We start from the raw sequence: 12,599 nt of genomic DNA, 5'->3' as shown, positions 1-12,599 counted from the left end.
GACGCTATATAGCAACATGCGCCGCCCGCTGCCCACAGACGCCGAGGTCCGCGAGATCCTGTCGCGCCGCCGCACCCGCCCGGCGCCGCGCCCGGCGCCGCGCGCCGGCAAGGCCCTGACGCCGCTGATCAAGAAACTGGACGAGAAATTCGGTCGCGGGGCCGGCGCGCTGGAACCCCGCTGGCGCGAGATCGTCGGCGACCGTCTGGCCCGCGTCACCCGCCCCCAGAAACTGACCAAGGGCAAGGCCGGCCAGCCCGGCGTGCTGGAGCTGCGCGTCGCCGGCGCCGCCGCGCTTCTGGTCCAGCATCAGTCCGAAGACATCCTGGCCCGGGTGAACCTGTTCCTCGGCGCGGGTTCGGTGGACCGCCTCCGCATCGCCCAGGGCCCGATCAAACCCCTGACCGAGGCCGCCGCCCGCCCCAAACGCGCCGCCATCCCCCCGCCCCTGGCCGCCGAAGCAGAGGCCGATCTGGCCGCCTCTATCGCCGACGTCCCCGACGAACTCCGCGCCGCCCTGGCCCGCCTGGGCCGCGCCACCCTGTCGCGTTCAAACGACCGCGATTGACAAATCTTCGCCGCGGAAACCTTCTTCGACCTGGGTGAGGGAAATGGGCTGATGGATCGGCGTGGCAAGAATCGAAAGGCCTATTGGTTCAGGGTTTTTGTCGGCTCATTCCTGGGCGCCGGAATTGGCTTCACCATCGCAGCAGTCCTGATCCCGCTTGATACGACCTTGATGGACAAGGCGCCCGCAGGCGTCATCTTCGCCCTCATCGTCTCGATCGGATCGACCCTTATCGAGCTGACGCTCAGTCGGGACAGGAAACGACCAGAGCGACGTACGGCCAACGATCTTTGATCCCCGCGAACTTCGCGTTATCAGACAGTCGCGGCCCGGAAAAAGCCGCACCCAGTCTCGACTAATCTAGGGTTCCGTGGTTCCGAGAGAATCGCGCGATCATCCGGCAACGCTCCGACCAAGGAAGTCCCATGGCCAACTTCGAAACCCGCTTCGCCCGCATGAGCCGCCGTGCGGCCATCACCGGCGCCGCCATGGCGACCATGGCTCTGGCCGCCTGCGGCGGCGGCTCCAAGGGCGCGGCCGAGGGCGACATGGGCCTGGGCGCGCCGGAAGGCGCCAAGGTCACCGTGGTCGAATACGCCTCGGTCACCTGCCCCCACTGCGCCCTGTGGCAGAAGAACACCTGGCCGGCGTTCAAGGCCAAGTACGTCGACACCAACAAGGTCCGCTACGTCTTCCGCGAACTGCCGACCCCGCCGGTCGACGCCGCCACCGCCGGCTTCCTGGTCGCCCGCTGCGCCGGCCCGGACAAGTATTTCGACGTCGTCCACCAGCTGATGGCCACCCAGCAGGAGATGCTGACCTCGACGCCGCGCGACTGGCTGCTGCGCACCGCCCAGGCCGCCGGCCTGTCGGAACAGCAGTTCAACGACTGCGTCACCGACAAGGACGCCGTCGCCGCCATGGAGACCCGCGTCCAGGCCGCCCGTACCGCCGGCGTGACCGGCACCCCCGCCTTCTACGTCAACGACACCCAGGTGATTACCCCCGGCGGCGAAGGCGCCAGCCTAGCCGACCTGTCCACGGCCATCGACGCCGAACTGGCGAAGTAAGTCATGACCCGGCGCGCCGTCCTCGCCTTCGCCCTCCTGACCGCCGCGCTGGCGGGGCCGGCCTTCGCGGCCGAGCCCCCGCCGCCCGTGACGGCTCAGGATCATGTCCTGGGTCGGGCCGACGCGCCGGTGACGGTGATCGAATACGCCAGCTTCACCTGCTCGCACTGCGCCGACTTCCACAACGACGTCCTGCCGGCCTTCAAGGCCCGCTATATCGACACTGGCAAGGTCCGGCTGGTCCATCGCAACCTGCCGACCGCCCCGGCCAATGTCGCCGCCGCCGCGGCGGCCGTGGCCATCTGCGCCGCGCCCGGCCGCTATTTCGACGTCGCCGAAGTCTTCATGCGCGACCAGGCCAATCTGCGCACCACCGGCGCCAAGCCCTGGTTCGACGCCGGCCTGGCCGCCAGCGGCAAGACGCGCGAACAGATCGAGACCTGCCTCAGCGACCCCGCCACCGGCGTCGCGCTTCAGGCCCAGATCGAAGGGGCGCAGGAAGCCGGCGTGGCGGGCACGCCCGCCTTCTTCGTCAACGGCAAGCCCGTCGCCGAACACTCGCTGGAGGCCCTCTCGGCCGCCGTCGATCCGCTGCTGCGCCGGTAAACGCCAGGACCGATGCAATTCCAGCGCCTCCGGCTCGTCGGCTTTAAGTCGTTCGTCGACCCGGCGGAGGTGCATATCGAATCCGGCCTGACCGGCATCGTCGGCCCCAACGGCTGCGGCAAGTCCAACGTCCTTGAAAGCCTGCGCTGGGTCATGGGCGCCAACTCGGCCAAGGCCATGCGCGGCCAGGGCATGGACGACGTCATTTTCGCCGGCGCCTCGGGCCGTCCCCCGCGCAGCCATGCCGAAGTCCAGCTGACCATCGACAACGCCCAGCGCCGCGCGCCCCAACCCTTCACCGACAGCCCGGTGCTTGAGGTCTCGCGCCGCATCGACCGGGGCCAGGGCTCGACCTACCGGATCAACGGCAAAGAGGTCCGCGCCCGCGACGTCCAACTGCTGTTCGCCGACGCCTCGACCGGCGCCAACTCCCCCGCCCTGGTCCGCCAGGGCCAGATCTCGGAACTGATCGCCGCCAAGCCCCAGAACCGCCGTCGTATCCTGGAAGAAGCGGGCGGCGTCGCCGGTCTGCACACCCGCCGCCACGAGGCCGAACTGCGCCTGAAGGCCGCCGAGACCAATCTGGACCGCCTCGACGACATCGGCCGCGAGCTGGAAACCGCGCTGAACCGGCTGAAGCGCGAGGCCCGCCAGGCCGAGAAATACAAGAAGATCTCCGCCGAGATCCGCGCCCTCCAGGCCGCCCTGCTCTACGCCCGCTGGAACGACGCCAAAATGGCGGCCGAAACCGGCGCCGAGGAACTGCGCGCCGCCGACCGCGCGGTGGCCGAGACCACCACCGCTGCTGCGACCGCCCAGACCGCCGCCCTCGCCGCCCAGGAGGCGCTGAAGCCGGCGCGGGAAGAAGACGCCGTCGCGTCCGCCCTGCTGCACCGCGCTAGCCTGGAGCGCGACCGCCTCGACATGGCCGAACAGGCCGCCCGCGCCGAGGTGGACCGCTTGAAGGCCGAGGCCGCGCGCATCGCCGCCGATACCGAGCGCGAGACCAATATGGCCGCCGACGCCCGGCGCGAGCTGGACCGGCTGGACCACGAACTGACCCGTCTCCAGGCCGAGATCGCCGCCGCCCCCGAACGCGGCCCCGAACTGGACAGGGCCTTGGCCGCCGCCGAGGAGGCTCGAAAGGCCGCCGACGCCGAGGTCGAACGCCTGGCCGGAACCCTGGCCGCCGTCGAGGCCCGCGCCAACGCAGAGGCCGCCCGCCGCCGAGACGCAGAGACCCGTCTGTCCCGCGTCACCGCGCAGCTGGAGCAGGCGAAGCGCGAACGCGAGGCCCTTGGCCCGCTGGAGACGCCCGAGCTGGAGGCCGCCCGTCAGGCGCTGGAGACCGCCCAGGCCGAACTGACCGCCGCCCGCGAAGCCGTCGAGGCGGCGGAGGCCAAGCGCGGCGACCTCGCCCGCGCCGAGCAAGAGGCCCGCACCGCCGCCCGCGCCGCCGAAGACCGGCTGGGTCGGCTCCAGACCGAGGCGCGCGGCCTGGCCCAGCTTCTGGTCGGCGGCAAGCGCGACCATCCCCCCGCCCTCGACAAGGTCCGCGCCGACCGGGGCTATGAAGCCGCCCTCGCCGCCGCCCTTGGCGAAGACCTGGACGCGGCCCTGGACGCCCGCGCCGCGGCCTACTGGGGCGGCGCCGAGCCCCGCCCGCCGGTCTGGCCCGCAGGCGTCGAGCCCCTGTCGGATCACGTCCAGGCCCCCGAGCAACTGGCCGCCCGCCTGGCTCTGTGCGGCGTCGCGCCCCGCGTCCAGGCGGCCGAACTGGCCCGCTCCCTGCCGGTCGGCGCCCGACTGGCGACGCCCGAGGGCGACCTGTTCCGCTGGGACGGCTTCGTCAGCCGGGCCGAGGCGCCCCGACCCGCCGCCGTCCGTCTGGCCCAACGCACCCGGCTCGCCGAGCTGGAAACCGAGATCGACAAGGGCAAGCCGGCGCTTGAGCAGGCCCAGGCCCAGCAGAAGACCACGGCCGAGGCCTTCCGCGCGGCGGAGGAGACGGTCAAGACCGCCCGCCTGAAACCCTTCGCCCTCGACAAGGCCGTCACCGCCGCCCGCGACCGCGTCGAAAGCCTGATGCGCGACCAGACCCGCCGCGAAGCCCGCGCCCAGGCCCTGGACGAGGCCTTGGCGCGCCTGGCCGCCGAAGTGGCCGAGGCCGAAGCCGCCCTGGCCGCCGCACAGACCGTCGACGCCCCATCCGAGACCCTGGCCGGCCTGCACGACGACTTGACCGCCGCCCGCGCCGCCGCCGACGCGGCTCGCATCGCCGCCCAGACCGCCCGATCAGACCGCGACGCCGAGGCCCGCGACCGCCAGGGCCGCGAACAACGCCTGGGCAGCCTGACCCGCGCCCGCGAAGGCTGGATCGCCCGATCCAAGGACAGCTCCGCCCGCGTCTCCGCCCTGGCCAAGGACGCCGAGCGGACCGCCGCCCTGCTGAAACAGGCCGAGGTCGCGCCCCAGGGCTTTGCGGAACAGCGCAGCAAGCTGCTGGATGCGCTGACCGCCGCCGAACAGCGCAAACAGGCCTCGTCCGACGCCATGGCCACAGCCGAGACCGCCGCGACGGAGGCTGATCGCGCCGCCCGCGCCGCCGACGCCGCCGCGTCCCAGGCCCGAGAGGCTCGCGCCGGTCTGGCCGCTCGCGCCGAGGCCGCAGCCGAGAAACTGACCGAGGCCGAGGCGACCTTGCGTGAGACCGCCCAGATGTCGCCCGAAGACCTAGCCCGCAAGCTGACCGACGAAGCCGTGGCCCGTCCGCCCGACGCCGCCGGCGCCGAGAGCCTGCTATACGGGCTGGAGCGCGAACGCGAAGCCCTGGGCGCCGTCAACCTGCGCGCCGAGGACGAGGCGGCCGAATACGGCGAGCGGTTGAACAGCATGAGGTCCGAGCGGATCGACCTGACCCAGGCCATCGCCAAGCTGCGCGACGGCATCGACGAACTGAACGCCGAAGGCCGGGAACGGCTGATCGCCGCCTTCGACGTGATCAACGCCAACTTCAAGGCCCTGTTCGAAGCCCTGTTCGACGGCGGCCAGGCCGAGCTGAAACTGGTCGAGAGCGACGATCCGCTGGAGGCCGGGCTGGAGATATACGCCTGCCCGCCCGGCAAACGGCTGTCGGTCATGAGCCTGATGAGCGGCGGCGAACAGGCCCTGACGGCGGCCGCCCTGATCTTCGGCGTCTTCCTGGCCAACCCCGCGCCGGTCTGCGTGCTGGATGAGGTGGACGCCCCGCTGGACGATGCGAACGTGGATCGGTTCTGCAAGATGCTGCACGAGATGCGGTCCCGCACGGACACCCGCTTCATCGTCATCACCCACAACCCCGTCACCATGAGCCGGATGGACCGACTGTACGGGGTCACCATGCCCGAACGCGGCATGAGCCAGCTGGTCAGCGTGGATCTGCACCAGGCGGAGAAACTGGTCGCATGATCGCCCTGCTGCTCGCACTCGCCGATCCCCAACTGGTCGAGACCGGCGTCGGCCGGTTCGCCATCTATGCCGATGTCGCCTCGATCGAACGCGACGGCGATACGGCCCGGATGCGCGAGCTTCAGGTCACGGAAGCGGGGTTCAAGGTCGGGGATGTGACCTATGTCGGCGGATGGTCCCGCTGGGCCTTCGACTGCCGGGCGCACACGGCGGATCGGCTCGACTTCGCGTCCCTGCGCGAAGACGGAACCGAAGGCCCCGCGACCGCAGACCCCGCCCCGGCCTATGCGGCGGCGCCGGGCGGAGACGCGGCGGAACTGCTGGCTGTGGCGTGCGGACATGGTCCTGCTCGCAAGCCGATCAGGCTGGACGAAGCAATCCGTCGGGGGCAGGCGGCGCTGGCGGATTGACCGGCCGCTCTTCCCCCTGCGGCCATTCCAGGCGGTCGCGCGGCAGGGCTTCGCGGCATTGGTCGCGCATGAAGGCCATCAGCTTCTCGCGGATCTCGCAGCGGAGGTCGAAGGCCACCGGGGCGGAGCGGGCGCTGGCCAGGCAGCGGACCTGAAGCACCCGTTCGGTGATATCCGTCACCTGCATGACCTGGACGTCGCCGTCCCACAGTTTCGAGCTCTTCACGATGCCCTCGAAGGCCGCGCGCAGCTTGTCGATCGGCGCCTCGTAATCGACGTAGAAGAAGGCCGTGCCGATCAGACGGGCGTTCTCGCGCGTCCAGTTCTGGAACGGGGTCGAGATGAAGTAGGACAGGGGCAGCACCATTCGCCGCCAGTCCCAGAGCTTGACCACCACATAGGTGGCGGTGATTTCCTCGACATTGCCCCACTCGTTCTCGACAATGACGGCGTCGTCCAGACGGATCGGCTGGGTCAGAGCGATCTGGATGCCGGCGACCATGTTCGTCAGGATCGGCTGCAACGCCAGACCGGCGATGATGCCCACCACACCGGCCGAGGCCAGAAGGCTGACGCCCCACTGGCGGAAGCCGGCGATCGTCATCAGGGCAAGGCCGACGGTGACGATGAACAGGATCACCTTGGCCACCCGTTGCAGGATGCGGGTCTGGGTCAGGTGCTTGCGGGCGAGCAGATTGTCCTCGACGGCGATATTGTACCGCTTCAGGTGCATCACCGACCACATGTCCAGCAGGCCCGAGGCCAGCCAGCCTAGGGTCAGAACGAACAGGAACTGCAGGATGTTGCGGATGTCCTGGGACGGACCGGGGTCCATCGGCGAGACGGTCACGCCGATGCCGATGCCGATGATGATGATCAGGACCCGCAGCTTGACCCGCGCGCGCTCGACCGCCCCGCGCCAGAAGACGTCCTTGTTCTTCACCACCCGGCGCAGAATGGCGAAGACGATCTTGTGCGTCAGCCAGCCGCCGCCGACGAAGACCAGCAGGACCAGGCCGATCACCGCCCATTCGGGCAGCCAGTCGAACTGGCGCCACAGGGCGCGGATCTGGCGGGTGGCTGCGATGATTTCGGGAGGCATGAGCGTCCTAACGCATCAGATCCGTTGCGGTTGACCGTTTCCCGCCGTCGCCTCCACCAGATCGGCCAGGCGTTCGGCCGCGTCGGGTATGGCGACCGAACGCGCCGCCGCCGACATGGCGGACAAACGCGCCGGGTTGGACAGCAATCCCTCCAGCGTCGCGGTCAGGCCCTGAACCGTCAGGTCGTCTTCCAGCACCATCTCGGCCGCCCCGGCGTCGACCAGGGCCTTGGCGTTCAGCCGCTGGTGGTCGTCCATGGCGATCTTCAGCGGGATCAGCACCGACGGCAGGGCCGCGACGGCCAGTTCGGCGCAGGTCGAGGCGCCCGAACGGCCCACGACCAGATGCGCCTTCGACAGTCGCTCGGCCATGTCGCGGAAGAAGGGGGCGACCTCGGCCTCGATCCCGGCTTCCAGATAGACTTGGCGGGCGGTCTCCAGGGTTTCGGGCCGGGACTGCTGCTGCACCTTCAGGCGGCGGCGCAGGGCTTCGGGCAAGGCCGCCAGGGCGCGGGGCGTGGTCTCGGACAGGATGCGGGCGCCCTGGCTGCCGCCGGTCACCAAGACATGGATCGGGCCGCCCTCGACCGGCGCGGCGTAGGGGCGGTCGAACAGGGTGCGGATCTCGGCCCGCACCGGCGAGCCGACGACGTGCGACCGGCCCTGGACCTTGGCCGGCGCCCGCTCCAGCGTGGGGAAGGACGAAGCGACCTGGTTCACGTAGGGGGCCAGGATGCGGTTGGTGCGGCCCAGGACCGCGTTCTGTTCATGGATGACGGTCGGGCGCTGCGACGTCACCGCCGCCACCAGGGCCGGGGCCGAGGGATAGCCGCCGAAGCCCACCACCACGTCGGCGCCCAGCCGGTCGAAGGCCGCGCGCGCCTGCATCACCCCCCTGAAGATGGCCACGCCCGCCTTGATCAGACCCAGCGGGCCAGCGCCGGTCGCCGCGTCCAGGGCCAGCCGTTCTTCGGCCGGGAAGGCGTGGGCGTATTGCTCGCCGCGATGATCGGTCGCCAGCACCACGCGCCAGCCGCGCGCGGCCAGTTCCCGCGCCAGGGCCTCGGCCGGGAACATGTGGCCGCCGGTTCCACCGGCGGCGACGACGCAGAGTTTGGACATCAGGGGCGGTCTCCGAAAGGCTGGGTCTGCATAGGCTCAATTGGCCGCAGGGACACGGGGGGCGTGTCACGAAAACAGGGTGACAAGGCGCCAAAAGCGCCACGTGCCGTTTGAATAGTCTGAAACTACGCCCTTGGTCCTCCACCTTCGAAGGCGACAGGATGGCATGGTTTTGGAGGGCGGTGAGGAGAAGGCGGTTCGGTGTGGTCAGCGCCTTGATAAGGCGGAGATTTGCGATCCAGATTATGCGCGTTTGAGCCCCCCTCTTTCGTCATCCTCCGACGAGCGTAGCGAGATCGGGGGACCTAGCGGCGCGCGATAGCGCGAACCTGTCGCGGACGAGATCTCAACCGTCGTGCGGCGGCTGCATCGCCTTCGGCGCCGCTGGGTCCCCCGGTCTGCGCCGCGAAGACGCGGCTTGCCGGAGGATGACGAAAGAAGAAAGCCGCTTACAGCAACCGCCGTCCCGGCCGCGCCAGGCTGGCGCCAGGCTCATACGCCCCCGGGCGGCGACGGGTCAGGGCCAGGGCGAAGCCCATGGTCAGGCCCATGGCGATCATGGACGAACCGCCGTAGCTGATGAAGGGCAGGGTCATGCCCTTGGTCGGGATCAGGTTCAGGTTCACCGCCACATTGATACAGGCCTGAAGCCCGATCAGCATAAACAGCCCGGCCGCCGCCGTCTGCTCGAACGGGTCGGTCAGCTTCATGGCCCGGCGCATGCCGCGCACCACGATGAAGGCGTAGAGGCCGATCATGATCAGGCTGAGCACCAGGCCGAACTCCTCGGCGCCGACCGAATAGATGAAGTCGGTGTGCAGGTCGGGCACCCGGCGCTTCATCACCCCCTCGCCCACCCCGCGTCCGACCAGGCCGCCGGCGCGAATGGCCTCTGCGGCGGCGTCGATCTGATGGGTGTCGGTGGTGTCGGGCGAGAAGAAGCGGCTGAGACGGTCGCGCATGTGGCCGAAGACGAAATAGAGGGAGACCAGGCCGGCCATGCCCGCGCTGGCCAGGACCGCCATCCACTTGAACGGCACCCCGGCCATGAAGAAGACGGCCATGAAGGTGGTGGTGATCAGCAGGGTCTGGCCGATGTCCGGCTGGATCAGCAGCAGGCAGACGGTCAGGGCGTAGAAGCCGAAGGCGATGGTCACGCCGGGCACCCCCTGCCCCTTCTGCGCCTCGGCGAACATCCAGGCGGCGAAGACGATCAGGCCGGGCTTGGCGAACTCGGACGGTTGCAGGCTGAAGGGGCCGAAATTCACCCAGCGCGCAGCGCCCTTCACCGTGTCGCCGATGAAGGGCAGGGCCATCATCACGAGGATGGCGCCGAACAGGGCCAGGACGGCGATGCGCCGCACCCCGCGCGGCGACAGCAGCGAACTGGTCAGCATCAGGGTCAGGCCCAGGCCCGAGAAGACCATCATCCGCCACGAATAGTGGAAGGGGTCGGTGATCGATTCATCGGCCAGGATGGCGGCCGGGCTGGAGGCGAAGCTGAGCGCGACCCCAAGCCCCATCAGCGCCAGGGCCGCGCCCAGCAGGCCGCGATCCACGGTCCAGAACCACTGGGCGACCGGGCTCTGGTCGTTGCGGGAGAAGGCGGGGGTGTAGGAGGCGCTCATCGGGCTGTCTCCGGGGTTGCGCCGAGGGCCAGCACGGCGGCGCGGAAGGCCTCGCCCCGCGCCTCGAAGTCGGGGAACTGGTCGAAACTGGCGCAGGCGGGCGACAGTAGCACGATCTGGTCGCCGCCCGCAGCCTGGGCGTCTGCGGCGGCGGCGGCGACGGCGGCGTCCATGGTCTTTGAGATGACGTGGGGCGTGTCGCCCCCCTTCGCGGAAAGCGTCGTGGCGAACGCCTCTGCGGCGTCTCCGATCAGATAGGCCTTGGCCACGCGCGGGAAGAGGTCGGTCAGGTCGTCGATGCCGCCGTCCTTGGGCTTGCCGCCCGCGATCCAGAAGACCTTGGAATAGGAGGACAGGGCCTGACGCGCGGCGTCGGCGTTGGTGGCCTTGGAGTCGTTGATGAAGCGGACCGGACCGATATGGCCGACGGCCTCCATCCGGTGGGCCAGGCCGGGGAAGGTCAGCAGGCCTTTGACGGCGGCGTCATGCGATACGCCCAATGCCCGCGCGGCGGCATAGGCGAAGGCGGCGTTCTGGGCGTTGTGGCGGCCGGGGAGCGAGCGGGCGGCGGAGAGGTCGGCGATCAGATGACCGTCGCGGAAGATCTGCCCGGCCCGCGCCACATAGCCTTCTCCCCTTGCGGGAGAAGGTGGGCCCGAAGGGCTCGGATGAGGGGTCGGTTCAGCCTCGACGGCGGAGGACGGTGGAGGCGGGAGCAACCCCTCATCCGTCTCGCTTCGCGAGCCACCTTCTCCCGCAAGGGGAGAAGGAAGGGTGGAGATGCGGGTGATGGGGCGGCCGCCGTCGGAGAGGGTTTCGCCAATCCCCTGCCCCCAGTCTTCGTCCACGCCGACCAGGGCCACGGCGTCCGGCCCCTGGGCGGCGAAGATCCGCCGCTTGGCGGCGACATAGCCCTCCATCCCGCCGTGACGGTCCAGATGGTCAGGCGAGACATTGGTCAGGATCGCCACGTCCGGGGCGAAACGGGTCGTCAGGTCCAGCTGATAGCTGGAGACCTCGATCACATAGACGGCGCCCGGCGTCGGCTCGGGCAGGGCAAGGACGCCGATGCCGATATTGCCGCCGACATAGACGGTCAGGCCGGCCTGCTGCAGCACCCAGCCGATCAGGGCCGTGGTGGTGGATTTGCCATTGGTGCCGGTGATGGCGATAACCGTCGGACGCCGGTCTTCCGGCAGGGCGTCCAGTGCGCGGGCGAACAGTTCGATGTCGCCGACGACCGGCACGCCGGCCTCGCGCGCCTTGTCCACGGTCCAGTGCGGCTTGGGATGGGTCAGGGGCGCGCCGGGCGACAGGACCAGGGCGGCGAAGCCGGACCAGTCGGCGGTCGTCAGATCCTCGACGACGAACCCCTCGGCCTGGGCCTGAAGCCGGCCCGAGACGCCGTCGTCCCACAGGACGGGGATCGCGCCCCCGGCCTTCAGTGCGCGCGCCGCCGTGATCCCCGACCGTCCCAGGCCGAAGACCGCGACCCGCCTGCCCTCATAGCCGGGGACGGGGATCATCGGATCAACGCAGCTTCAGCGTCGACAGGCCGATCAGAGCCAGGGCGCCGGCTATGATCCAGAACCGGATGACGACGGTCGATTCCGGCCAGCCCATCTTTTCGAAATGGTGGTGAATCGGGGCCATCAGGAAGATGCGTTTCTTGGTCAGCTTGTAATAGCCGACCTGGATCATGACCGAGGCGGCCTCCATCACGAACAGGCCGCCGACGATGCCCAGCACCAGCTCGTGCTTGGTCGTGACGGCGATGGCCCCCAGGGCGCCGCCGAGGGCCAGGGAGCCGGTGTCGCCCATGAAGATCTTGGCCGGCGGGGCGTTGTACCAGAGGAAGCCCGCGCCCCCGCCGATCATGGCGGCGCAGAAGATGGCCAGTTCGCCGGCGCCCGGCACATGGTGGACCTGCAGATACTGGGCGAAGACGAAGTTGCCGGCCAGATAAGAGATCAGGCCGAACGCCCCCGCCGCCATCATCACCGGCACCGTCGCCAGCCCGTCCAGACCGTCGGTCAGGTTCACGGCGTTGGAGAAGCCGACGATGGTGAAGGCGGCGAAGGCCACATAGAACCAGCCGATGTTCAGCAGCACGGCCTTGAAGAAGGGGAAGGCGATCGAGGTCTCAAGACCCGGCGAGGTCGGCGAGGCCGTCATCCACAGCACGGTCAGCACCCCGGCGATCACCGCCACCACCGTCTGGGCCAGCAGTTTCTGTTTCGAGGTCAGGCCGGCCGAGGTCTGTTTCGTCACCTTGGCGTAGTCGTCGATGAAGCCCAGCACCCCGAAGGCCGCCGTCACGCCCGAGACGATCCAGATATAGGGGTTGGTCAGGTCGCCCCACAGGAAGACCGCCACGCCGATGCCGGCCAGGATCATCAGCCCGCCCATGGTGGGGGTGCCGACCTTGGACAGATGGGAGACCGGACCGTCGTCGCGGATCGGCTGGCCCTTGCCCTGTTTCGTGCGGATCCAGTTGATGAACCGGCTGCCCATGGCCGCCGCCACGATGGCCGCCGTGGCCAGGGCCAGGGCGGTGCGGACGGTCTGATACTGGATCAGGTTCAGCAGCGGGTACTGATGCGCGACGTCGGCGTAATAGAGATACAGAAGATAGAACATGCG

The 12,599-nt window shown here is 69.6% G+C and carries 11 protein-coding genes; 6 read left to right on the top strand and 5 right to left on the bottom strand.

The genetic code is table 11. From position 1 onward, the window contains the following. The first annotated feature begins 16 nt into the window (after positions 1 to 16). From ACW170_RS08695 to ACW170_RS08670, 6 genes are all read left to right on the top strand, one after another. A complete protein-coding gene (locus tag ACW170_RS08695; protein WP_492089160.1) occupies positions 17 to 568 on the top strand; it encodes a DUF721 domain-containing protein in 552 nt (183 codons plus the stop codon). Positions 569 to 619: 51 nt separating this feature from the next. Next, positions 620 to 862: a hypothetical protein gene (locus ACW170_RS08690; RefSeq protein WP_492086340.1), complete on the top strand. Its 243-nt coding sequence runs from the start codon at positions 620 to 622 to the stop codon at positions 860 to 862. 131 nt (positions 863 to 993) lie between these two features. Beyond that, positions 994 to 1,638, top strand: coding sequence for a DsbA family protein (locus ACW170_RS08685; protein WP_492086339.1), 645 nt, complete (start codon positions 994 to 996; stop codon positions 1,636 to 1,638). A 3-nt stretch (positions 1,639 to 1,641) separates the two neighbouring features. After that, entirely contained in the window at positions 1,642 to 2,244 is a 603-nt protein-coding gene (locus ACW170_RS08680; RefSeq protein WP_492086338.1) for a thioredoxin domain-containing protein, read from the top strand. 12 nt (positions 2,245 to 2,256) lie between these two features. Beyond that, positions 2,257 to 5,694 (top strand): AAA family ATPase, encoded by a 3,438-nt coding sequence (locus ACW170_RS08675; RefSeq protein ID WP_492086337.1) that lies wholly within the window; start codon positions 2,257 to 2,259, stop codon positions 5,692 to 5,694. After that, positions 5,691 to 6,104 (top strand): surface-adhesin E family protein, encoded by a 414-nt coding sequence (locus ACW170_RS08670; protein WP_492086336.1) that lies wholly within the window; start codon positions 5,691 to 5,693, stop codon positions 6,102 to 6,104. Before ACW170_RS08675 ends, ACW170_RS08670 begins: the two co-directional genes overlap by 4 nt. Here ACW170_RS08670 and ACW170_RS08665 read toward each other — a convergent pair. From ACW170_RS08665 to mraY, 5 genes are all read right to left on the bottom strand, one after another. Then, complete coding sequence (locus ACW170_RS08665; RefSeq protein ID WP_492086335.1) at positions 6,055 to 7,206, bottom strand: mechanosensitive ion channel family protein; 1,152 nt, start codon at positions 7,204 to 7,206, stop codon at positions 6,055 to 6,057. The genes ACW170_RS08670 and ACW170_RS08665 overlap by 50 nt on opposite strands. A gap of 15 nt (positions 7,207 to 7,221) precedes the next feature. Next, on the bottom strand, positions 7,222 to 8,328 hold the full coding sequence (gene murG, locus ACW170_RS08660) for an undecaprenyldiphospho-muramoylpentapeptide beta-N-acetylglucosaminyltransferase (protein ID WP_492086334.1): 1,107 nt from the start codon (positions 8,326 to 8,328) through the stop codon (positions 7,222 to 7,224). Between the two features lie 449 nt (positions 8,329 to 8,777). After that, positions 8,778 to 9,956: a peptidoglycan glycosyltransferase FtsW gene (locus tag ACW170_RS08655; protein ID WP_492086333.1), complete on the bottom strand. Its 1,179-nt coding sequence runs from the start codon at positions 9,954 to 9,956 to the stop codon at positions 8,778 to 8,780. Continuing rightward, positions 9,953 to 11,482: a Mur ligase family protein gene (locus ACW170_RS08650; RefSeq protein WP_492086332.1), complete on the bottom strand. Its 1,530-nt coding sequence runs from the start codon at positions 11,480 to 11,482 to the stop codon at positions 9,953 to 9,955. The genes ACW170_RS08655 and ACW170_RS08650 overlap by 4 nt, the downstream gene beginning before the upstream one ends. Before the next feature lie 4 nt (positions 11,483 to 11,486). Further along, on the bottom strand, positions 11,487 to 12,596 hold the full coding sequence (gene mraY / locus ACW170_RS08645; protein ID WP_492086331.1) for a phospho-N-acetylmuramoyl-pentapeptide-transferase: 1,110 nt from the start codon (positions 12,594 to 12,596) through the stop codon (positions 11,487 to 11,489). Positions 12,597 to 12,599 lie beyond the last annotated feature (3 nt).

It is taken from the genome of Brevundimonas sp. FV2ps16, assembly GCF_058681075.1.
Note: the sequence above shows the minus strand (reverse complement) of the source record. Positions and strands in the feature narration are given on the sequence as shown.

What these genes read in the sequence shown, in the direction of transcription:
- ACW170_RS08665 (WP_492086335.1), bottom strand. Translation starts at nt 7,206, where the DNA reads ATGCCTCCCGAAATCATCGCAGCCACCCGCCAGATCCGCGCCCTGTGG.
- ACW170_RS08675 (WP_492086337.1), top strand. Translation starts at nt 2,257, where the DNA reads ATGCAATTCCAGCGCCTCCGGCTCGTCGGCTTTAAGTCGTTCGTCGAC.
- mraY (WP_492086331.1), bottom strand. Translation starts at nt 12,596, where the DNA reads ATGTTCTATCTTCTGTATCTCTATTACGCCGACGTCGCGCATCAGTAC.
- ACW170_RS08695 (WP_492089160.1), top strand. Translation starts at nt 17, where the DNA reads ATGCGCCGCCCGCTGCCCACAGACGCCGAGGTCCGCGAGATCCTGTCG.
- ACW170_RS08650 (WP_492086332.1), bottom strand. Translation starts at nt 11,482, where the DNA reads ATGATCCCCGTCCCCGGCTATGAGGGCAGGCGGGTCGCGGTCTTCGGC.
- ACW170_RS08680 (WP_492086338.1), top strand. Translation starts at nt 1,642, where the DNA reads ATGACCCGGCGCGCCGTCCTCGCCTTCGCCCTCCTGACCGCCGCGCTG.
- murG (WP_492086334.1), bottom strand. Translation starts at nt 8,328, where the DNA reads ATGTCCAAACTCTGCGTCGTCGCCGCCGGTGGAACCGGCGGCCACATG.
- ACW170_RS08685 (WP_492086339.1), top strand. Translation starts at nt 994, where the DNA reads ATGGCCAACTTCGAAACCCGCTTCGCCCGCATGAGCCGCCGTGCGGCC.
- ACW170_RS08670 (WP_492086336.1), top strand. Translation starts at nt 5,691, where the DNA reads ATGATCGCCCTGCTGCTCGCACTCGCCGATCCCCAACTGGTCGAGACC.
- ACW170_RS08655 (WP_492086333.1), bottom strand. Translation starts at nt 9,956, where the DNA reads ATGAGCGCCTCCTACACCCCCGCCTTCTCCCGCAACGACCAGAGCCCG.
- ACW170_RS08690 (WP_492086340.1), top strand. Translation starts at nt 620, where the DNA reads ATGGATCGGCGTGGCAAGAATCGAAAGGCCTATTGGTTCAGGGTTTTT.